Below are 19,662 nucleotides of genomic sequence, written 5' to 3'. Positions count from 1 at the left end.
CCCCTGCGGCCTCCTGGGCGCGTTTCTGGTGCCAAGGTAGGCTTGCCCCCTGACTGACAGCTTCCGCGTTGTGTGGGCGATTCTGGAGGCTCTGACGCTGCTCCGGTTGCAGCGCTCCCGCCCCCTCTTTGGCGTTCAACCTGTCGTTTTCAGAAGACGGCTGCACTGAACGTCAGAAGCCGACTGCACTATAGCAGCGGAGGGGTTGGATCCATCAGGCAACGACGGGCTGCTGCCGGCCAATAGCCGACAATGACGACACTGGAAATCCCCGCCTGTGAGCGTCGGCTCAGGGCGGGACAGCGTCATCCAGCTACCTGCGCCACTGACTCAGCCTTGTCCAGCCGGCCGCGCCGCACGAACAGACTGACCAGCCGTTGACGGATCGCCACCTGGAGTTCCGCCAGTTGTTCCGGCGTGATGCGAATTTCACCCGCTCGACGAGCGCAACACCGGCGCCGCCTACGCCAAGAACCGGCGAATCGAACTCAAACTCACGAACCGCTGAGCGCCGCGTCACCGCGCTGCTGCGCCAGCCAGTCGCGCGGGGCGCAGCCCATGCGCACGCGGAAGGCGCGCGCCAGAGCGTTCGGGCTGCCGTAGCCGACGCGGTCGGCCACCACCGCCACCGGCCGCCCCTGCTTGAGCAGGGTGCAACTGACGTTCATCCGCCAGTCGGCCAGATAGTCGCCCGGCGTGACGCCCACCGCGTCCTTGAACGCGGCGGCGAAGCGCGCGCGTGACATGCCCGCCTTCGCCGCCAGCGCCTCGAGCGACCACGCGGTCTGCGGCGCATCGTGCATGGCGGTTATGGCGCGCGCGAGTTTCGGGTCGGCCAGGCCCGCCAGCAGTCCGGTGGCGCCAAGCCGCCCATCCATCAGATAACGCAGCAACTGGATCAGTAGCAACTCGCACAAGCGGTCGATGGCGGCCTGCCGACCGCACTGGTCGCGCTCGGCTTCGGCAAACAGCAACTCTAGCGTCGGCCCGAGGCCGGGCAAGTCCGCCAACGGAATCAGCAGCATCGACGGCAAGGCCATGGCCAACGGATTGCCCGTCGAAGCGCCCAGGTCGACCTCCGCACACAACCGCTCAGCGGTATCGCCGGGGGCGGCGACAAAACGATGCGACGCCACGCGCGGATAAAACAGCAGGCTCGGCTCGGTAACCAGCAGATCTTCATGCACGGGCGAACGCGCCGTAATCGGGCCGCGCCGCACCAGATGGATATAGCCATGCGGCGCCGCGTAATGATGCTGCCCACAGAAGGCGCCGCTGTGAAAAACGCGCGCCGAAAGCGAGTAGTGCCGGAGCAAGCCGGCCAGTCGATCCGCCATTCCACTCTCCATATAAGACGATAGGTTACGTATTTGATACTTTACGTGCCATATCGTACCAAACAAAGGGCGATCATGCCCACGTGCTCTTGCACCTCACCCACTACGGAGATAGACATGACCCAAATCGCCCCCCTGACCATCGACACCGCTGACGCCGCTACCGCTGCCACACTCAAGGCCGTCAAAGCCAAGCTTGGCATGGTGCCGAACCTGTTCGCCACGCTGGCCCACGCGCCGGCGGCGCTCAATGGCTACCTCGGCTTGTCCGAAACGCTGGGCACCGGCCGCCTGAATGCCTCCCAGCGCGAGATCGTTGCGCTCGCTGCCGGTCAAGCCAATCGCTGCCAGTATTGCCTGAGCGCACACACCCTGATCGGCAAAGGTGCCGGACTGTCGGCAGAGGCCATCGCCGCGGCCCGCACCGGCCAGGCGGCCAACGCACTTGACGATGCAATCGCCGGCTTTGCCCGCGCGCTGGTCGAGCAACGCGGCGTGGTGTCGGCCGACGCCATGGCCAACTACCGCCGCGCGGGGCTCGACGACGGCCTGATACTGGAAGTGATCGCCAACGTCGCGCTGAACACGCTCACCAACTACACCAACCACATCGCCGACACCACGGTGGATTTCCCCGTGGTCGCCGTCTGATCTCCATAGGCATATAAGGAGAACACGATGAAAATCGCACTCACCGGCGCTCTGCTCGCCAGCGCCCTCGTCCTGCCACTGGCCGTCACGGCCGGCGACTTTTCGCCCTATGTGGACAGCCAGGGCGGCATCAGCCGCCCCACAGACTTCCGCACAAACTTCGTCCACCTGGGCTCATATGCGGTGTTGGACGAAAAATCCGCCTCTCGCGGCTTGCACGATGTGTACACCGAAAAGGCCTCGGCCGAGCACTACCGCAAGACCGGCAAGTTCTTGGACGGCGCCACGCTGGTGAAAGAGATCCGCAAGCTCGAAACCAGCGCCATGACCACTGGCAACCCTGTGGTCTGGGGTTCCGATGCGGCCGTGTGGTTCGTGATGGTCAAGGACGCCAAAGGCCGTTTCGCCAGCAACCCCTTGTGGGGCGACGGCTGGGGCTGGGCGCTGTTCAAGGCCGACGCCCCCGCCAAGAATGTCGCCGTCAGCTACGAAGCCGACTGCATGGGCTGCCATGTGCCGGCGGCCAAGACCGACCGCGTATTCATCCAGGGCTATCCGACACTGACCCAGCACTGACTTGCTGCCGGGTTACGCTTCGCGCAGGATGGCACCTCCGTCCTGCGCGAGCCACCCTTTCCGGAAGCGCGCCATGCCGACACTCGACGCCTTTCTGACCGACGTCCGCGCCTGCACGCGCTGCGCACCGCATCTGCCACACGGCGTGCAGCCGGTCTTCCAGTTTCACCCGAGTGCGCCCATCCTCATCGCCGGCCAAGCACCGGGGGCCCGGGTCCATGCCTCAGGCGTGCCCTTCGACGACGCCAGCGGCGCGCGTCTGCGCGCCTGGCTGGGCGTGGACCGCGACACCTTCTACGACCCTACCCGCATCGCCATTCTGCCCATGGGCTTCTGTTATCCGGGCACCGGCAAAAGCGGTGACCTGCCGCTACGCCCGGAGTGCGCCCCCCGCCTGGCGCGAAGCCTTCATGCAGCGTTTCGAGCGCCTGTCGCTGGTCATCGTGCTGGGCAGCTACGCCATGGACTACCACCTCGGTACTGGCAAGACGCCGCTCACCCGGGTGGTCGAAGCCTGGCGCGAGCACTGGCCGCAAGCGTTCCCCCTGCCTCACCCTAGCCCGCGCAACAATCGCTGGCTGGTGCGCAACCCCTGGTTCCAACAAGACGTGCTGCCCGCGCTGCAAGCACGCGTCCAGGCAGTCCTCACCGCCAACCCCAAGGAAACCCCATGACCGACGACACCGCCGCCATTACCGAGCTGCTGCACAAGTACTACGACACCCTGGCCTGGGCGAACGGAGACAGGCACCGGCTTTGGAGCGATGAACGACGGCTTCAGGTGCGGTAGCTGACGCCTGGGACCTCAATCACCGTATGACCGGGTCGAAAGCGGTCCTTTCTCTGACAACATCGCCCTAGCCCGCACTCAACCCCCACAACACATCCAGCACATGTTGCGTAGGCCGCTCGACGTCCCCACCACGGTGGGCAATACCAAGTTGACGCCACAATAAGGGCTGTAATGGCCGCATGACGATCCTGGTATCGGGCAATGGCGTGGAGGCTTCATGCGGCAACAACGTCGCACCATAACCGGCCGCCACTAGGCTTTTGATCGCATCGTTGTAGTTCAGTTGAATACGCGGCGTGGGCTGCCGTCCATCACTGGCGAACCACTCCGAGGTCAAGCGCGAAAGCCGAGTAGTTTTGTCATTCAGAATTAATGGCTGGGCGGCCAGCCAACCGGGGGTCACAACATCCGGGCATTCCCAGCGAGCCGGCAAGAAGGCCATGACCGGGTCCCGCCGCCATGGCTCGATCCGCAATTCCTTCACCGGGGTCTGTGGCAGCGCGACCAGACCGATCTCCAAAGAGCCCTCGGCAAGCTTCTTCAAAGTTTCCTGCGACGTGAGCACCGCGACCTGCACATCGATAGCGGGATGGCGTTGGCCCAACGTCTCCAAAGCTTGCGGCATCAACTGTGCGATGGCCCCTGTGGAGGCACCCAGCCGCACACGCCCGGCCAAGCCCTGCACCTGACGCTCCACGTCCTCAAGCGCCTGCTCCGCATCCGCCAACAGGCGCCGCGCGCGCTCCACCAGCGTTTCTCCAATCGCCGAAGGCTGAATGCGCCCACGTGTGCGCGACAACAGCTTTCCGCCAACCCGCGACTCCAGGTCGGCAATATGCAAACTGACCGTGGGTGGCGCGAGGTGCAGCACACGGGCCGCCTCGGCAAACGAACCCAGGTCGGCAATGGCCACCAACGTGCGCAGACGGTCCAGGCTGATTTCGCGCATGAGTCACTCCTTGTTCAGAAAAGCTGAATTTCATCGTTTAGAAATTCAACTTTTCCTATCTTAGCCCCTCACTGAAGATTGGAACTCCTGATTTCCTATGTCCGAGAGCATTCCATGGCAAGTCCTCTTATATTCATCGACGGCGACCAAGGCACCACCGGGTTGCAAATCCATCAACGTCTACGCGACCGGACCGATCTGCGGCTTATCACGCTCAGCCCCGAACATCGCAAGGATCCGCAACGTCGCGCCGAAATCATCAACGCCTGCGACATCGCGATTCTCTGCTTGCCCGACCAAGCCGCACGCGACGCTGTAGCGAGCATCGAAAACCCCGCCGTTCGGGTGATCGATGCGAGTTCGGCGCACCGCACCCATCCAGACTGGACCTATGGTTTCGCGGAGATGAACTCGCAGCAGGCCCAACGCATCGCCACGGCACGGCGGGTCAGCAATCCCGGTTGCTATCCCACGGGGGCGATAGGGCTGCTGCGCCCATTGCTGGAGGCCGGGTTGCTGCCCAGGGACTATCCGACGAACATTCATGCTGTGTCGGGCTATTCCGGAAAAGGGCGCGTTGGCGTGCAAGAGCATGAGGGAGAGGGCGCATCACAGGCGCCCGCGTTTCAGGTTTATGGTCTGGGGCTGGCACACAAACATATTCCGGAGATTCAGCAGCAAAGCGGTCTGATGGAGCGGCCGATGTTTGTGCCGGCTTATGGGGCTTTTCGGCAGGGGATCGTGCTGACCATACCGTTGCAACTTCGCTTGTTGGCGCCGGGCGTGGATGCGGTGCGGTTGCATGCGTGTCTTATGCAGCACTACGTCGATGCGGACCATGTACAGGTGATGTCGATGCAGGAGGCCAAAGGGTTGACGTGCCTTGATCCTCAGGCGCTTAACGGGACTGATAGTTTGCGATTGGTGGTGTGTGAAAATGATGAGACGGGGCAGGTTTTGTTGGCTGCGGTGTTTGACAATCTTGGGAAGGGAGCCGCTGGAGCGGCGGTGCAGAATCTGGATTTGATGGTTGCAGGAACATGACTCCGACTACCCACTGGCTCTAGAGTCTATGGCTCGAATTTTCGAGCGGTTGTTTCCTCTCTGTTTATGGCCTGGCATCGACGGCATTAAACGAGTCGAAAACAGAATCTACGCGTGTCAGCAGTTTGCAATCCAGTCAGGCTTTGAAGTTAAACGGTCGTCCACGACAGGCAGCAATCGGCCAACAGCGGCCGTTTTAGAGTAGGGAAACTCAACAACCACCGACTGAAGTCGGTGGGTTAGTGACTTACGGACTGAAAGTCCGGATACGCGTCGACTGAACGACGCGTCGGATCAGTCAGGCTCCATCCTGAAATTATCGTTCGGGCTCGGCTCAAAATGATGCTCCAGATACTGCTTGATCATCTCTTCCGTCATCTGCCCAACCGTCGCGCAAAAGTACCCGCGAGCCCAAAAATGCTGCCCCCAATAGCGCTTTTTCAGATGGGGAAACTCCTCGAAAAGCTTGCTCGCCGTACGCCCCTTGATCCGCCTCATGATCTCACTCGGCGCCAAATTCGGCGGACTGCTCACCAGAATATGCACGTGATCCTTGCTCACCACACCTTTCACAATCCGAATTTCAAATGCTTCGCACGTCTGTCTCACCAGCTCTCGCACTCGCTCAGCAACCTCACCGCTGAGCACCTTGTATCGGTACTTAGTCACCCAAACAAAGTGATACTCGATCTGGTAGACCGTATGACTGCCGTATCTGTAATCCATGCGCTTGCCCTCCAGCCCCGCATGGTGGCGCTAAAGCTCACCGGCTGAAAGCCGGTGGTTTTAACCTTTCGATGGAAAATAAATCCCCTTTTCTGCTGTCTACGCTTCGCAGCGCCGGTTACCCGGTCACCACGCAAGACTCGCTTCCGGTCGGTGGCTAACCTTTACCGGGCGGGGGTCATACCCGCTGGGTTTCTTACGCCATTTCGTGACGGCTTGCGCCGTCATTCCCAGGCGACCAAGCTTTGCCTGGCGCACATAAATCAGTCCCCTTTTTCTCTTTGCGCAGCAATGGCGTCGATCCTTCGCGCCTGCAAACCTTTGGTGCAGGCTCCAGCTCGCCCATTGCCCCCAACGACACCGCCGAGGGTCGCGCCCAAAATCGCCGCGTTGAAATCAAACTGGTGCCCCGTAGCGGCGCTGTAGCTCAAGGGTAATGGTGCCTTGGTGCTCTTTTCGTCGGATGCCCAGCTATCTTTTAATGGGTTACGGGCGATTTGCAGTGGGCTCCAAAACCTGGCCTCAGGAGGTGCAAGCTCCCGTGGCACCGGCTTTGGACTGGGCAGACCAATACGCCGGCCCATAAGCCCATAAGGATCCCGGCCTCGGCCGGGTTCTTTATGCCCGCTTCGCGGGCTTGAGCCCAGAAGGGAGCGGCGTGCGCCGGATTCGCATCTGCCAGCCAGTACGCAGCCCGTTTGGAACTCAGTTGATCCGTCTTTTTCAACGGTTTAACAGCCAAATCAATACGTTCACAAGTACACTCGCCACCCTAGGGATGGTGAAGCATCCACGAGCGGTACTAGAATTTTCAGCTTTTCGGTGCCGCCGCACGAATTCAAGGGGCAAGCATGGATTACGAACAACTGCCGAGGGCCGCCTTGGTCCGTATGCTGCAGGAGCATGATGCGGCGCTTGCCGATGCTGGCAAGAATGGCATCGTTATGAGTTACACCGGGCGGGCTGCTCCCTGGCAGATCATCCGCCAGGTCAAGCCGAAGCTGCATCGTATTATCAAGAAAGTATCCTTTGGAGAGGAAACCGCCCAGTCAGAGAATGAGATCTGGGACGGTGAAAACCTTTCTGCGATGGTCACGCTCTATAAATATCGTGGTCAAGTTGATCTTGTAGTAACAGACCCGCCGTACAACACCGGCGAGGACTTCCGCTATAACGACAAGTGGGACAAGGATCCAAACGATCCAGATCTCGGCGATGTAGTTCCTAAAGATGATGGGTCCAAGCACAGCAAATGGTTGCGCTTCATGACACCCAGAATCTGGATGATGCGTGAGATGCTAACCCCAGGCGGGGTTATGGCTATCTGTATTGATCATAGGGAACTATTTAGACTTGGCATGCTCATGGACGAAATCTTCGGCGAAGAGAATCGCATTGGCATAATCAATTGGCAGAAAAGCTATTCACCTCGCAGTGATAATAAGGGGGCGGCGGCGAAAACTGAGTGCAACACCTGACCTTTCCGGTACGGTGCTGTCCCTATGTCTTATTCCGAACTCAGCGTTGAAGAGCGCGCCACCATTCAAATCGGTCATGCCCAAGGTTTCAGCCTGCGCGGGATTGCCTGCTTGATCAACCGATCCCCTTCGACCATCAGCCGGGAGCTGCGCCGCAATCGAGATGCCTGTGGCGGCTACTCGGCCCGCGTGGCCCAGCAGCAGATGCAGGCCCGCCGTCAGGTGTGTCGACCGAAGCAAAAGCTGTTGCCGGGTAGCGAGCGCTTCGAATTGGTGGCGCATATGCTGCGTGAGCGTTTGTCTCCCGAGCAGATTGCCGGCAAGCTGCGCAGCATGAATATTCCCAGCCTCAGAGATGCCTACGTCTGTCGCGAGACGATCTATAACGCGATCTATGCCTTGCCAGTCGGCGAGCTGCGTAAAGAGCTGATCATCTGCCTGCGCCAAAGCAAGACGATGCGCAGGCCGCGCTCTGGCGGCGTGGATCGGCGCGGTCAGATCCCTGAGAGGGTCAGTATTCATGTACGTCCGCCGGAGATCGAAGACCGACTGATGCCAGGGCATTGGGAAGGCGACCTGATCAAGGGCAAGGCCAACGCCTCGTCTGTAGGTACGCTGGTGGAGCGCACCAGTGGCTACCTGATGCTGGTGAAGATGAACGACGCGACGGCGACCTCGGCGATGGAAGGCTTCAGTGCAGCGCTCAATGGCATGCCGCTGGCGATGCGCAAGAGCATGACCTACGACCAGGGCCGAGAAATGGCGCGGCATGCTGAAATCACCCAGCAGACCGGGGTGGCGATTTACTTCTGCGACCCGCACAGCCCTTGGCAGCGCGGCAGTAACGAAAACATCAATGGCCTGATCCGCCAGTACCTGCCCAAAGGCACGGACTTGTCGGTGCATAGCCAGGAGGAACTGGATGCCATCGCACTGCAACTGAACATGCGCCCCCGTAAGCGCTTCGACTTCAAGTGTCCGATCGAGGTTATGGACGAGGTGATGCAGGAAGCTATGGCTATGCGGCATGATGCTCCAGCTTCAATTCAATAACCGTGTTGCACTCAGCTCCTGTAACCGCCCACTTTAATGTCAGGAAGCTTAAGCTCTGTTAGTGTTTTGGCTATTCTCTCTCCTCTTGGAAGACTGGTTGAAAGAGCCAGGAATATTTCCAATAACCCATTAAGTCAATCCCTCTACACTGGGCGCACCGATGAGTTTGGCCAAATAGAGTTTGCTTTACGAATGATGCAAGCTGAAACAGGCGCCATAGTAGGTCGCATAGGTGATGCATCAAATCGGCTTAGCGAACACACCCGAGGCCTACTAAAGGATATTGAGTCAAGCAATGTACTTACAGTTGAGCAGCAGGCAGAGACAGATCAAATAGCAACGGCAGTAAACCAAATGGCGGCAAGCATTCAAGAGGTTGCGAGCAATGCACAGCATGCTGCAGATGCGGCCGGAAGAGCAGACACTGAGACGGCATCTGGCCAGCGTCTGGTAGCCCACACAAGCCAGTCAATCACTGCCCCTGAAGGTGAAATTAGGCAAGCCGCTCAGGTTATTCATGAGCTTGAAGGTCAAAGTAACGAGATATCAAAAGTTCTTGACGTTATACGAGGGATCGCCGAGCAAACGAATTTGTTGGCACTCAACGCAGCAATTGAGGCCGCGCGTGCTGGTGAGCAGGGGCGTGGTTTTGCTGTTGTCGCCGATGAGGTTCGCAGTCTTGCTGCTCGCACACAGCAATCGACAACGGATATTCAAAGCATGATCAGCGCTCTACAAGAGCGAGCGCAATCCGCTGTTACAGTCATGGAGCAAAGTAGTCGGCAAGCGCACACGAGTGTAGCTCACGCAGAGGAAGCAGCTACAGCTCTTGATGGAATTGGCCAACGCGTTAACGAAATTACCGACATGAACGCGCAAATAGCGACTGCGGTCGAGCAGCAGGGAGCAGTAAGTGAAGACATAAACCGCAGTATTATCAATATACGCGATGCTGCTGATACCAATGTACAGACCGGGCAGAATAATTTGCAAAGTGCGAAATCTGTCGCTCAGTTAACTAGCGCTCTGAGCGAACTGGCAAAACAGTTTTGGGAAAAACGAGGATAACGCTTTTCAGTATCTCGACAGGGATAACTTACTTTACCATCGGTTATCCCTTTTAGCCGCACAAATTTTAGCCATGGCTTTTCAGGAAGTCAGGGCTATCAGAATGGCCTTAGAAAGCCTAGTCAAAGAGCTGTCACGAGAACACCGTTAGCTTAGCGTACGATTTTTTCCGAATTCTGCGGTTCCCCCGAGATGGGCCTGGACACGGGTGATAGATGCTGAATTAAGCCGTGTGACGGCAGGCTGTGCTGGGCTGCACGTCGGCATGGGCGTGCGTGGTCAGGACGCAAAAACACACTTGCCCGCAATGGCGGGCAAGTGTGTTTGCAGAGGGGGAGTGCGTTGTTGGTTATTGTTTGTTGCGACCGGCAATCACCACCAGGATCAGCGACGCCAGGATCAGGATCGAACTGATAGCGGCAATGGTCGGATCGATCTCGTCGCGCAGCGCCGTGAACATGCGCTTGGTCAGAGTCTGGTTGTCGCCGCCGGAGATGAACAGCGCCACCACAGTTTCATCCAGCGAGGTGATGAAGGCGAACAGTGTCGCCGAGACCACACTGGGCTTGATCTGCGGCAGGGTCACGGCCATGAAGGCGCGAAAGCGGTTCATGCCCAGGCTGCGCGCCACCATTTCCTGGGACATGTCGAAGTTACGCAGACCGGCCAGCAGCGCGATGATCACGTAGGGCAAGGCGAGCATGATGTGCGCCAGCACCAGGCCGGTCAGCGTGCTGATCAGGCCGACCCGGGCGTAAACGAAGAACACGCCGGCGGCGATCAGGATGATGGGCACCATCATCGGCAGCAGCAGGATGATCTGCAGCGTACGCACCACCTTCAGGCTGGAGTTGTTGATGGCGTAGGCGGCCGCCATACCAATCGGCAGGCTGATGGCCATGGTGAAAAATGCCGTGATCAGACTGACCCGCGCCGCCGACATCCACTCCACGCTGTTGAAGAACGCCTCGTACCAGTGGAAGGACCATTGCTTGGGAGGGAATTGCAGGAAGCGCGCCTCGGAGAACGACATGGGTACCACGATCAGCACCGGGATGATCAGGTACAGCAGGATCGCCGCGACCAGCACCGTGAACAGCACGTGGGACAGGCGAAGGTGACGCAGGTTGGCAAGCAGGTTCATTTAGCGCGCTCCCAGGATGCGTTCGATGGGGATGAAGCGATTGATGCCCCAGAAGATCAGGAACACCACAAACAGCAGCACCAGGCCGACTGCGCTGGCTGCGCCCCAGGCGTGATAGAGCTCGACGTTGCGTTGCACCAGCATCGACACCAGGATCGTGCGGCCACCGCCGAGCAGTTCCGGGGTGATGAAGAAGCCTAGGCAGATGACGAACACCAGGATGGAACCGGCCATGACCCCCGGCGCTGCCATCGGCAGGAAGACCCGGCGGAAGGTGTAGAAGGGTTTGGCGCCAAGGCTCTCGGACGCTTGCATGAGGTCCTGGGGGATTTTTTTCATCACCGAATACAGCGGCAGGACCATAAAGGGCAGCATGACGTGCAGGGTGCCGATTACCGTGCCAGTGGTGTTGTGCATCAGCGTCAGGGGTTGGTCGATGATGCCAAGGTCCATCAGCGTCTGATTGACCAGTCCGCGGCGTTGCAGGAGCACCAGCCAGGCATAGGCCCGCACCAGCACGCTGGTCCAGAACGGCAGGATCACGCAGATCAGAATCAGGTTGGCCCAGAAACCCTGCAGGCGCGAAGCGGCGTAGGCAATGGGGAAGCCCATGACGATCGACAGGATCGTCACCAGGAAACTGATCTTGAAGGTCAGGGCGAAGGTGTCCCAGTAAATGCTTTCCTGGAAAATCCGGATGTAGTTGGCCAGGGAAAACCCTTCCTCGGTCTGGACCGACTGAAAGGCCAGCCAGCACAGCGGCATGATCAACAGCACCACGACCATGACCAGCGCCGGGGTGAGCAGCAACAGCATGGAGGTGTGCTCCTTGCGTTCTTCACGGGCCAGGGCGTCTTCGCTGGTCATGGGCGGCTGGTGCTGCTGGTCGCTGGAGTCGGGCATGGATTTGGCGAGATAGGCGTTGGACATGATGACCTCTCGTCACTGCGCAGTGCTGGAGGGTATCCAGCACTGACGGGTAGCGCTGGCGGTGGCAGTCGTCCTGGCGGACAGCAGGGTGCGGTGCTCGGGTAATGTCATGTGAAGAACTCCCAATGGTGGGCAGGTACTTGAGGCGAGCGCGAGTTGTCTGCACAGGTCACTCTGCGGGACCCTCAGGCCTAATGTACCGGGATGCCAACGAATGAAGTGGACGCAATTGACCGGTGCGCAAGCGCTTTATGTCGAAATCGCGGGGGCAGACGGCATGTCCTGCGCCGAGGCCTCTGGCCTGCGGCGCAGCAACGGCCGATGGCTATTTTTTCTGGACGAAGGACAACCAGCGTTCTTCGGCCTTGACCCCGGCTTCGGAGGCCCACCATTGCGCCGAGAGCAGGGCCTGGCGCGAGATGTTGCCGGGTGCGGAAGGCAGCTTGGCCTCGCGCTCGGCCGGGATTACCCCGGTCTTGAAGGCTTCGGGGTTGAGCGGGCCGTAGTCGATGATCATCGGCAACGCCGCTTGCAGTTTGGCATCGATGGCCTCGTTGACGAATTTCATGGCGGCCACCTTGTGCGGCGAGCCTTTGAGGACGCACAACGAGTTGGTTTCCAGCACACCCTGGTTGTAGTCGAATGCCACGGGTGCGCCGGCGGCCTGTACGGCGGTGATACGGCCGTTCCAGGCCTGGATCATGTCCACTTCGCCGTCGCTGATCAGCTGCGCCGACTGCCCGCCGGACGTCCACCAGGTGGCGATGTCGGGCTTGATCTGCTCAAGCTTGCGGAAGGCGCGATCGACGTCCAGCGGATAGAGCTTGTCCATCGGCACGCCATCGGCCAGCAGCGCGATTTCCAGGGTTGGACGTGGCAGGTTACGTAGGGAGCGCTGGCCCGGGTATTTTTTGGTGTCCCAGAAGTCGGCCCAGGTCTTGGGTACGTCCGCGCCTTTGAACGCGTCCGTGCGATACGCCAGCACCGTGGAGTAGCTGATGTAGCCGACGCTGTATTCGTCCTTGAGGCTGTCGGGTATTTGCGCGGCATTGGGAATCAGCGCAAGGTCGAGCTTCTCGAACAGCCCTTCGGCTTCGCCACGGATGCAGTCGCCAGTGGGCAGGTCCACCACGTCCCAGGTGACCTTGCCGCTCTCGACCTGGGTCTTGATGATCGGGTAGGCCTTGGGCGAGCTGTCCTGTTTGAGCGTCAGACCGAGCTTTTTCGCCGCAGGCTCCAGGATCGCCTTGCTCTGGGCTTCCTGATAAGCACCGCCCTGGGATACGAACGTGATGTCCTCGGCCATGGCCTGGGTGGCGCTACCGATGAACAGGGCCAGACTCGCGAGTTGGAAAGCTGTAGTGCGCAATGTGCTCATGGAAAGACTCCGAATGGTTGGCAGATTTTCTTGGGCGAGCTGTAGGTTTTGTTGTCGGTCGCTCTGCGGGACCATGGAGGTCTAATGTACCGGCTTGTCCGTGAACGAAGCGGCTACAAATGCGCGGATGAAAAGTGGTTTATTGCGAAAATGCGAACGGGCACAGTATTTCGTGCGTCGGGTGCGGGCTTGCGCGCCTGTCGCGAGCAGCCCCGAAGCCCCCGGTAGGAGCGAGCATGCTCGCGATGGCGGTGTGTTGGGTGAGTCATAACCAAGTCATTCAGCCCACCGTCATCCGCCTCACCACGCGCCGAATCATCGGCGCCGCCAGCACCACCACCGGCAACATCGATACCCACGACAGCGCCCACGCGTTCAACCAGCGGCCGGCAAAGGCCAGGTCGAGCGCATGGGGTGTGGTGGCGATGGCGGCCGCGACCGCGCAGGTCAGGCCGGATTGAACGACGCCGAAAACGAAATGCTCATAACGGGCGGGGATTTTCATCGGGGGTTCTCGAGAAAGAGCGGGGGGGCGCGATGCCCGGCCGCTCGGGCACGATCAAGCCGGTTGCAGTTGCGCGATAGTCTCTTCGGTGGTCCACAGCCCGTGGGCGAGGAAGCGGTAATTGATGATGGCCGCCAGGTAGCCGTCGCCATCCGGCAGGCGCGGGCCGGCGGTGGCGTCGCGTACCACGACTATTTCAAAGCCCTGTTCGAGCAGTTCGCGCAGGTGTGATTCCACGCAAAGGTTGGCCGCCATGCCGGCGAGGATGATCTGCGACACGCCTTTCTTGCGCAATTGCAGCGCCAGGTCGTTGGTTTCCGGGCCGTAGACCTTGTGCGGCGAGGCGATGATGGTCTCGCCGTCGAGAATGTACGGCTTGTAGATCTCGAGGAAATCGGCGCCGGAGCCTTCGAAGTTTTCCAGGGTGTTCGGTCCCTTGCGATCGAACATGCAGATGCTGTGCATGACCTTTTCCAGCGGACCGCCAAAATGCCAGTCGTGGTCGTGCGGGTAGTAATAGTGTGGCGACACGGCCACGGGCAGGTCGTGAGCCTTGAAGGCCTTGAACAGTTTTTCCAGGTTTTCGACGGTGTTGTTCTCGACGATGCTCTCACCGAACACCGCCCAACTGGCGCCGGCAGGGCTGAGGAAGTCGTTCTGTGGGTCGATGACCACCAGGGCGGCTTTGCTCAGGTCGAGCTTGAAACCAGTGGCAGGCAGTGCGGGTTCGGCGGGGTCGGCGTACAGATGGCTCATGACGATTTACCTCTTGGGTGCTTGCGTGGATGAGACGTGAATGTTGCTTTATATAAATGACCAGTCGTCTTATTAATGAGGAAAAAAAACTCACTCCAATAGCCGAGGCAAGACCATCGATACGAAACGCTGCAGAGGTGCACCGTCGCGCAGGACCTTGCCGCGCATGACCGCACCTTCCCAGCCTTCGACGATGACACTGGCCAGCGCTTCGGCGTCGTGAGTTTCAGAGAGTTCGCGGCGCTGCTGCGCTTCACGCAGGCAGCTCGCGAGCAAACCTTCCCAGCGCGCCAGCACATCGGCCAGACGCTTGCGGGTTTGTTCGCTGCCATTGGACATTTCCAGGGACAGGTTGCCAATCAGGCAACCCAGGCTGTATTCATGCTCGCCGTGCTCGAGCACCAGGGCCTGGAAGAACTGGCCGATGCGCTCCAGCGGCTTGACCCGGGCGTCGTAGAAGATCGGCCCGTGGCGGGTTTCGATCGAGGTCCAGTATTCCTCGAGGATCTCTGCCGCGAAGTCTTCCTTGCTGGCGAAGTAGTTGTAGAAAGAGCCCTTGGGAATCTCGGCAGCGGCGGTGATGTCCTGGACGCCGCAGCCGTTGAAGCCACGGTTGTGAACCACCTGGCGGCCAATCGACAGCAAACGGGATCTGACTTCGAGGTTGACCGGGCGAGCCATGACAGAGACATCCAGTGATGAGAAAGTTTTAATAAACTAACTGGTCATCTATGTTTCGTCAACAGTCGAATTGACTGCCAATCAGTCCGCCTGCGCCATCTCGATGTACTCGAGCATCTTCTCGTTGCCATCGAGAATGTCACGGCAGATGGCCGCCCGTGCCGCCGCGCCATCGCGGCGCTTGAGTGCGTCGAGCACTTCCCAGTGATGGGGTCGTCTCAGAAAACGGAAAATAAAGCACGCTAAGCGTGCGTGGAGGCTGGCACCCAGCGGTACAGCGTCGGAATGGACACGCCGAGGTTCTTGGCCACGTCCTTGGGCGGCACCCCGCTGGCCAGCAGCTTCTTGGCCGACTCGATCTTGCTGTCGGTCATCTTCGGCTTGCGGCCGCCTTTGCGGCCGAGCTGCTTGGCGACTTCCAGCCCGGCGCGGGTGCGCTCGACGGTCAGCTCGCGCTCCATTTCGGCAAGGCTCGCCATGACGTGGAAGAAGAACCGCCCGGATGGTGTGCCGGTGTCGATGGAGTCGGTGAGGCTCCTGAACTGGACACCGTGCTTGTGCAGATCGCCGACCAGATCGACCAGTTGCTTGACCGACCGGCCCAGCCGGTCGAGCTTCCAGACGACCAAAGTATCGCCTTCGCGCAGCATTTCGAGCGTCTTGGCCAAGCCAGGCCGGTCTGCCCGCGTGCCACTCACCTTGTCCTCGAAGACCTTTTTACATCCGGCCTTGCTCAAGGCTTCGCGTTGCAGCTCCAGGTTCTGATCCTGCGTCGAGACGCGCGCATAGCCAATCAACATGGCTTGTCTCGCGCCCGGTCGATGCGTTCCTGCATCGCCTGCATCACTTCTTCGTGGGTGTACGATCTGGCGTTGGCGTCGGTGGCTTGCCGCAGGGCTTCCTCAACCTCGCGCGTCATCCGCTCGTAATCCTCCGGCCACAGCGCTTGCTCCATGCGCAGCGACGCCTGACCCAGCAGGTGCAGCAGGCTGAACAGCCGCATGTCGTTGGTGGCGACGATGCGCTCCCGAATCTGCTCCTGAATAGCTTCGCTAGCCCGATGCGCTTGTGGTGTGGCAGTCCCCTCGTAGTCAGCGGGGAATTCCGCTTCCTCGGCAATCCTTGCCCAGGCGCTGGCCAGCGCCTCGATGGTTGACGTGCTCATTTCCGCCGCTCCTGTGCTCTTTGGCGAATCAACCGGCCAAGGGGCCTCGACGCGAAAACCAGCAGCATCACGCCTATCGGATACCAGGTCGAGAAGACCACCAAGGCATCGAAGGCTGGCCGTCCGGTGTTGGTAGGCAGTACGGCGGTCACAGCCATCAACCCGCCGACCGTCCAGATGATGCGCCACACGTAGGGCATCACGCGGGGCACGTAGCCGTCATCGAAAGCGGTCTGGTAGTAGCGGCGCAGGCCGCGCTCGGCAAGCGCCTGGCGCTGCCGCTCCGACAGCGCATCCGTCCGGCCATACCAGCGCCGGAATGGTGGACAGCGCAGCAGCAAAGGGGTGAAGAGGATCATCACCGCCACGATCGCGACACCCCACGCCATGACGGCGCCGGCATCGGGCCGCTTGGCGTTCTCGATCACGGGCGCGAAGACGCCCGGAGCACCGATCATCCAGAACAGCGCAATGTGCTGATGGAAGGAGAGCTTCATTTGCTCATCCACTTGCGCAGCAGGCGCTTTTTCAGGGAGGCGCGTTCTTGCGGGTTGCGTCCCTTGTGATTGGCGATGCGATCCGCCGTGGCGGCCTGGCGCTTGACGGGCCAGTAGGAGCGGCCATCCTTGCCCATCGACCAGACGCTGCTGGCCTGGTTTTCCAGCAGGGGCAGATGGGCGCTCAGGGCTTCGGGCGACGCGCTGGTCAGCGCCGTGCGCTCACGGGTGCGCCAGCGCTGATGCCAGAGCTTCTTGTCCTCGCGCTCGCTGCCGCAGGTCGTGTGCCCGACGATGGGTGTTTTGCGGCGGCTGCGGCTCATAACGTAGTGGTCTCCAAGAACATTCAGGACTGATCCCAGGCGTCGATGGTCAAGACCTGATCGGCAGGACAGGCGGCTACGCGGTCGGGAACTGGATGGTGTTCAGTCTCATGCCGACCCCATTCGATTGATCGCGTCGCTTGCGGCACGCTGCGACGCAAGGAGGTTTGCGACCTGGTTTAGCAGCCGTGTCCGCTGCATGTCTGTTACCTATCTCCCCGACCGCTCATTGGACCAACTCCAGAGATTGGGCTCTATCGCTCAGCCAATACGAAACCGGCATTGGCTGATGCCACAACCGAGACGAACACAAATGGCTCGGTACCTGTATTTCGCGCCCCGTGCACTTGGCCCGGTCTTGCCACGGCTATCTCACCTTCCCTGAGGGCACGAACAATCCCATTGCCCTGAAAGTAATCAGCCATTCCCGACAAAACAGTCCACGTGTCTTGGCCGTGAGGATGAATGTGAGCCGCAATTTCCTGCCCGGGATGGACATGCCAAACCACGATAATTGAGTCTCGGGTTTCAAGCACAACGGAACGAATAGGCTCGCCTTCGGACGGCTGAACATACTCGGCTACAGAAAATATTCTCGATTCAACAGTCATCGGAGATCCCTCTTTCACAGTGCCCCCAGACAGGCTGGATATGAGTTCTAACTCGAATTTGAACGGGAGGCTGGTCGTGCGGTCGTGCAGTTGCCGATGAGCGTGTCGGCTGCTGCCTCCTTGCCCACCAGCGAACTCACGTCCGTTGCGGCCATCCAGAAGGTCTTGCCCGAGCGCGGCTCATAGGTCGCGGGATCGAACACGCCAGAGGGGCCGAACATCGGCGGCTTGATTGGTCATGGCTCCATGCCTTTGTCGTTACGGTCTTCATCGTCGGCATCCTGACGCACGGCGGGCAATTGCTGGAGCAACGCCGGCAGCCATTCCTGTACCGTCTCCCACACCACATCGAGGTTGATGTCGAAATAGCCGTGAGCCATGCGATTACGCATATTGCGCATGCTGCGCCACGGCACGTCGGCATGCGCCTGGGTGAACTCGACGTAGCCATCCATCACCTTTGTGGCCGCCTCGCCGATGACGATCAGGCTCATGATGACGGCCTGCTGGGTGCGCTTGTCGGCCAAGAAGTCGTCCTTGGCCATCCCTTCCACGAAGCTGCGCGCATCGGTTGCGGCCTGCTGAATGTGGTCGAGGTAATCGGGCAGGCGGTTCTCGCTCATATCGGTTGCGCCTCCGCGAGCACCTTGGCCCGGAACTTCGGCGGCAGGTCGCCGGGAGTCAGCAGATCGACGTCAACGCCGAGCAGCGATTTCAGTTCTTCTTCCAAATCGCCCAAGTCCAACAACGTGGCACCGGGCAGCGCATCGACCAACAGGTCGAGGTCGCTGCCATCCCGGTCGGTGCCATGCAGCACCGAGCCGAAGACGCGCGGGTTCGCGGCGCGAAAGCGGCCTACCGCTTCACGCACTGCGCTTCGCTTCATGTCAAGCACAACAGACGGTCGCATGGGCATCCTTTCTTATCGAAACTCGTTGAGATGATATGCAATCAAGAATAGAATTTCAAGAACTATTTTCGAGAATCGCAATGCCTTGATTCCCGTGCCGCGCCTGTCACTTTCAGAAGGCGACAGCACGAAATATCAAAAGTCGACCGCACGGTCTTTTCTGACGTTGGAGTCGCCTCAGAAAACGGAAAATAAAGCACGCTAAGGCGTAGTTCCCTCGGGCTACACCGCGTCCGCACTGCGCGGTTCTTTCTTCCCTTGCAGTGACGCAATCAGCGGGCAGGAAACGTTCCCCTTCCGCGCATGGCAGGCGCACACCAAATCAGACAGCACGGCCTCCATGCGCGCCAGGTCAGCCATCCTCTCGCGCACGTCCTTGAGCTTGTGCTCGGCCAGGCTGCTGGCTTCCTCGCAATGGGTGCCATCCTCCAGCCGCAGCAGCTCGGCGATCTCATCCAGGCTGAAGCCCAACCGCTGGGCTGATTTCACGAAGCGCACCCGCGTTACATCCGTCTCGCCATAGCGGCGAATGCTGCCGTAAGGCTTGTCCGGTTCCGGGAGCAAGCCCTTGCGCTGATAGAACCGGATGGTCTCCACATTGACCCCGGCCGTCCTGGCGAAAACGCCAATGGTCAGGTTCTCCAAATTGTTTTCCATATCGCTTGACTCCGTACATAACTACGGAAGTAAGCTTAAGCTATCCAATTCAGATTCGAAAGGACAAACGTATGTCTGAACCTCAAAACGGGCGCGGCGCGCTCTTCACTGGCGGGCTGGCCGCCATCCTCGCCTCGGCTTGCTGCCTCGGGCCGCTGGCTCTGATCGCCTTGGGGTTCAGCGGCGCTTGGATCGGCAACTTGACGGTGTTGGAACCCTATCGCCCCATCTTTATCGGCGTGGCGCTGGTGGCGTTGTTCTTCGCCTGGCGGCGCATCTACCGGCCGTCAGCCGCCTGCAAACCGGGTGAGGTTTGCGCGATTCCCCAAGTGCGAGCTACTTACAAGCTCATTTTCTGGGGCGTGGCCGTGCTGGTTTTGGTCGCGCTCGGATTTCCCTACGTCGTGCCATTTTTCTATTGATCACAGGA

Annotated in this window: 26 protein-coding genes and 2 pseudogenes; 10 read left to right on the top strand and 18 right to left on the bottom strand. The window is 60.0% G+C overall.

Annotated features, from left to right (window positions below):
* Positions 1 to 494: 494 nt before the first annotated feature.
* A complete protein-coding gene (locus tag J3A71_RS29610) occupies positions 495 to 1,337 on the bottom strand; it encodes an AraC family transcriptional regulator (protein ID WP_003464996.1) in 843 nt (280 codons plus the stop codon).
* Between the two features lie 117 nt (positions 1,338 to 1,454).
* Here J3A71_RS29610 and J3A71_RS29605 point away from each other — a divergent pair, with 117 nt between their 5' ends.
* Genes J3A71_RS29605 through J3A71_RS29595 form a run of 4 tightly spaced genes read left to right on the top strand, consistent with a single transcriptional unit; the run spans position 1,455 to position 3,238 of the window.
* Entirely contained in the window at positions 1,455 to 1,988 is a 534-nt protein-coding gene (locus J3A71_RS29605) for a carboxymuconolactone decarboxylase family protein (RefSeq protein WP_020309197.1), read from the top strand.
* 27 nt (positions 1,989 to 2,015) lie between these two features.
* Complete coding sequence (locus J3A71_RS29600; RefSeq protein ID WP_003465000.1) at positions 2,016 to 2,564, top strand: cytochrome P460 family protein; 549 nt, start codon at positions 2,016 to 2,018, stop codon at positions 2,562 to 2,564.
* Positions 2,565 to 2,592: 28 nt separating this feature from the next.
* Positions 2,593 to 3,123, top strand: a complete 531-nt coding sequence (locus tag J3A71_RS31590) for a uracil-DNA glycosylase family protein (protein WP_077203601.1) — start codon at positions 2,593 to 2,595, stop codon at positions 3,121 to 3,123.
* The gene (locus J3A71_RS29595) at positions 3,026 to 3,238 is read left to right on the top strand and encodes a hypothetical protein (RefSeq protein ID WP_223866296.1); all 213 of its coding nucleotides are present in this window, start codon (positions 3,026 to 3,028) and stop codon (positions 3,236 to 3,238) included. The genes J3A71_RS31590 and J3A71_RS29595 overlap by 98 nt, the downstream gene beginning before the upstream one ends.
* A gap of 183 nt (positions 3,239 to 3,421) precedes the next feature.
* Here the strand turns inward: J3A71_RS29595 and J3A71_RS29590 are convergent, their stop codons facing one another.
* A complete protein-coding gene (locus J3A71_RS29590) occupies positions 3,422 to 4,306 on the bottom strand; it encodes a LysR family transcriptional regulator (protein ID WP_003465017.1) in 885 nt (294 codons plus the stop codon).
* A 114-nt stretch (positions 4,307 to 4,420) separates the two neighbouring features.
* Between J3A71_RS29590 and argC the strand changes: the two genes are divergently transcribed.
* A complete protein-coding gene (argC, locus tag J3A71_RS29585) occupies positions 4,421 to 5,350 on the top strand; it encodes an N-acetyl-gamma-glutamyl-phosphate reductase (RefSeq protein ID WP_003465021.1) in 930 nt (309 codons plus the stop codon).
* 294 nt (positions 5,351 to 5,644) lie between these two features.
* Here argC and tnpA read toward each other — a convergent pair whose 3' ends face one another.
* Positions 5,645 to 6,076 (bottom strand): IS200/IS605 family transposase, encoded by a 432-nt coding sequence (tnpA, locus tag J3A71_RS29580; protein ID WP_003460108.1) that lies wholly within the window; start codon positions 6,074 to 6,076, stop codon positions 5,645 to 5,647.
* 281 nt (positions 6,077 to 6,357) lie between these two features.
* On the opposite strand from tnpA, the pseudogene J3A71_RS31585 reads away from it, so the two are divergent.
* The 4 genes and pseudogenes from J3A71_RS31585 to J3A71_RS29565 form a co-directional block, all read left to right on the top strand.
* Positions 6,358 to 6,513, top strand: a pseudogene (locus J3A71_RS31585) (OmpA family protein); the annotation flags it as partial.
* A gap of 414 nt (positions 6,514 to 6,927) precedes the next feature.
* Positions 6,928 to 7,554: a DNA methyltransferase gene (locus J3A71_RS29575; protein ID WP_003465024.1), complete on the top strand. Its 627-nt coding sequence runs from the start codon at positions 6,928 to 6,930 to the stop codon at positions 7,552 to 7,554.
* A 24-nt stretch (positions 7,555 to 7,578) separates the two neighbouring features.
* The gene (locus J3A71_RS29570; RefSeq protein ID WP_003465026.1) at positions 7,579 to 8,607 is read left to right on the top strand and encodes an IS30 family transposase; all 1,029 of its coding nucleotides are present in this window, start codon (positions 7,579 to 7,581) and stop codon (positions 8,605 to 8,607) included.
* 36 nt (positions 8,608 to 8,643) lie between these two features.
* Entirely contained in the window at positions 8,644 to 9,675 is a 1,032-nt protein-coding gene (locus J3A71_RS29565) for a HAMP domain-containing methyl-accepting chemotaxis protein (protein ID WP_074183340.1), read from the top strand.
* Between the two features lie 349 nt (positions 9,676 to 10,024).
* Here J3A71_RS29565 and J3A71_RS29560 read toward each other — a convergent pair whose 3' ends face one another.
* From J3A71_RS29560 to merR, 15 genes and pseudogenes are all read right to left on the bottom strand, one after another.
* Positions 10,025 to 10,819 carry an ABC transporter permease gene (locus J3A71_RS29560; protein ID WP_003465028.1) on the bottom strand — a complete coding sequence of 265 codons (795 nt, stop codon included), beginning with the start codon at positions 10,817 to 10,819 and terminating at the stop codon, positions 10,025 to 10,027.
* Positions 10,820 to 11,749, bottom strand: coding sequence for an ABC transporter permease (locus tag J3A71_RS29555; RefSeq protein ID WP_003465031.1), 930 nt, complete (start codon positions 11,747 to 11,749; stop codon positions 10,820 to 10,822).
* A gap of 325 nt (positions 11,750 to 12,074) precedes the next feature.
* Positions 12,075 to 13,127 (bottom strand): ABC transporter substrate-binding protein, encoded by a 1,053-nt coding sequence (locus J3A71_RS29550; protein ID WP_003465034.1) that lies wholly within the window; start codon positions 13,125 to 13,127, stop codon positions 12,075 to 12,077.
* A gap of 280 nt (positions 13,128 to 13,407) precedes the next feature.
* Positions 13,408 to 13,632 carry a DUF2798 domain-containing protein gene (locus J3A71_RS29545; protein WP_003465037.1) on the bottom strand — a complete coding sequence of 75 codons (225 nt, stop codon included), beginning with the start codon at positions 13,630 to 13,632 and terminating at the stop codon, positions 13,408 to 13,410.
* A 54-nt stretch (positions 13,633 to 13,686) separates the two neighbouring features.
* Positions 13,687 to 14,388, bottom strand: coding sequence for a cysteine hydrolase (locus J3A71_RS29540; protein WP_003465039.1), 702 nt, complete (start codon positions 14,386 to 14,388; stop codon positions 13,687 to 13,689).
* A 90-nt stretch (positions 14,389 to 14,478) separates the two neighbouring features.
* Complete coding sequence (locus tag J3A71_RS29535; RefSeq protein WP_003465041.1) at positions 14,479 to 15,069, bottom strand: TetR/AcrR family transcriptional regulator; 591 nt, start codon at positions 15,067 to 15,069, stop codon at positions 14,479 to 14,481.
* Positions 15,070 to 15,150: 81 nt separating this feature from the next.
* A pseudogene (locus J3A71_RS29530) lies at positions 15,151 to 15,279 on the bottom strand (GntR family transcriptional regulator); the annotation flags it as partial.
* A 32-nt stretch (positions 15,280 to 15,311) separates the two neighbouring features.
* On the bottom strand, positions 15,312 to 15,869 hold the full coding sequence (locus J3A71_RS29525; protein ID WP_003100847.1) for a recombinase family protein: 558 nt from the start codon (positions 15,867 to 15,869) through the stop codon (positions 15,312 to 15,314).
* Positions 15,863 to 16,234, bottom strand: a complete 372-nt coding sequence (locus J3A71_RS29520; protein ID WP_003100853.1) for a hypothetical protein — start codon at positions 16,232 to 16,234, stop codon at positions 15,863 to 15,865. Before J3A71_RS29520 ends, J3A71_RS29525 begins: the two co-directional genes overlap by 7 nt.
* Entirely contained in the window at positions 16,231 to 16,731 is a 501-nt protein-coding gene (locus J3A71_RS29515; RefSeq protein ID WP_003100856.1) for a hypothetical protein, read from the bottom strand. Before J3A71_RS29515 ends, J3A71_RS29520 begins: the two co-directional genes overlap by 4 nt.
* A complete protein-coding gene (locus tag J3A71_RS29510) occupies positions 16,728 to 17,054 on the bottom strand; it encodes a hypothetical protein (protein WP_003100858.1) in 327 nt (108 codons plus the stop codon). Before J3A71_RS29510 ends, J3A71_RS29515 begins: the two co-directional genes overlap by 4 nt.
* Positions 17,055 to 17,308: 254 nt before the next feature.
* The gene (locus tag J3A71_RS29505; protein WP_003465043.1) at positions 17,309 to 17,665 is read right to left on the bottom strand and encodes a cupin domain-containing protein; all 357 of its coding nucleotides are present in this window, start codon (positions 17,663 to 17,665) and stop codon (positions 17,309 to 17,311) included.
* A 236-nt stretch (positions 17,666 to 17,901) separates the two neighbouring features.
* Positions 17,902 to 18,288 (bottom strand): DUF86 domain-containing protein, encoded by a 387-nt coding sequence (locus J3A71_RS29500; protein ID WP_003100872.1) that lies wholly within the window; start codon positions 18,286 to 18,288, stop codon positions 17,902 to 17,904.
* Positions 18,285 to 18,575 (bottom strand): nucleotidyltransferase, encoded by a 291-nt coding sequence (locus J3A71_RS29495; protein WP_001247892.1) that lies wholly within the window; start codon positions 18,573 to 18,575, stop codon positions 18,285 to 18,287. The genes J3A71_RS29500 and J3A71_RS29495 overlap by 4 nt, the downstream gene beginning before the upstream one ends.
* A 222-nt stretch (positions 18,576 to 18,797) precedes the next feature.
* A complete protein-coding gene (gene merR / locus J3A71_RS29490) occupies positions 18,798 to 19,232 on the bottom strand; it encodes an Hg(II)-responsive transcriptional regulator (RefSeq protein WP_000429838.1) in 435 nt (144 codons plus the stop codon).
* A 71-nt stretch (positions 19,233 to 19,303) separates the two neighbouring features.
* Between merR and merT the strand changes: the two genes are divergently transcribed.
* Complete coding sequence (merT, locus tag J3A71_RS29485; RefSeq protein WP_054471485.1) at positions 19,304 to 19,654, top strand: mercuric ion transporter MerT; 351 nt, start codon at positions 19,304 to 19,306, stop codon at positions 19,652 to 19,654.
* Positions 19,655 to 19,662 lie beyond the last annotated feature (8 nt).

The organism is Pseudomonas sp. PvP089 (genome assembly GCF_017875165.1).
GTDB lineage: Bacteria > Pseudomonadota > Gammaproteobacteria > Pseudomonadales > Pseudomonadaceae > Aquipseudomonas > Aquipseudomonas fortuita.
This window is presented reverse-complemented; position numbering and strand designations above follow the sequence as displayed.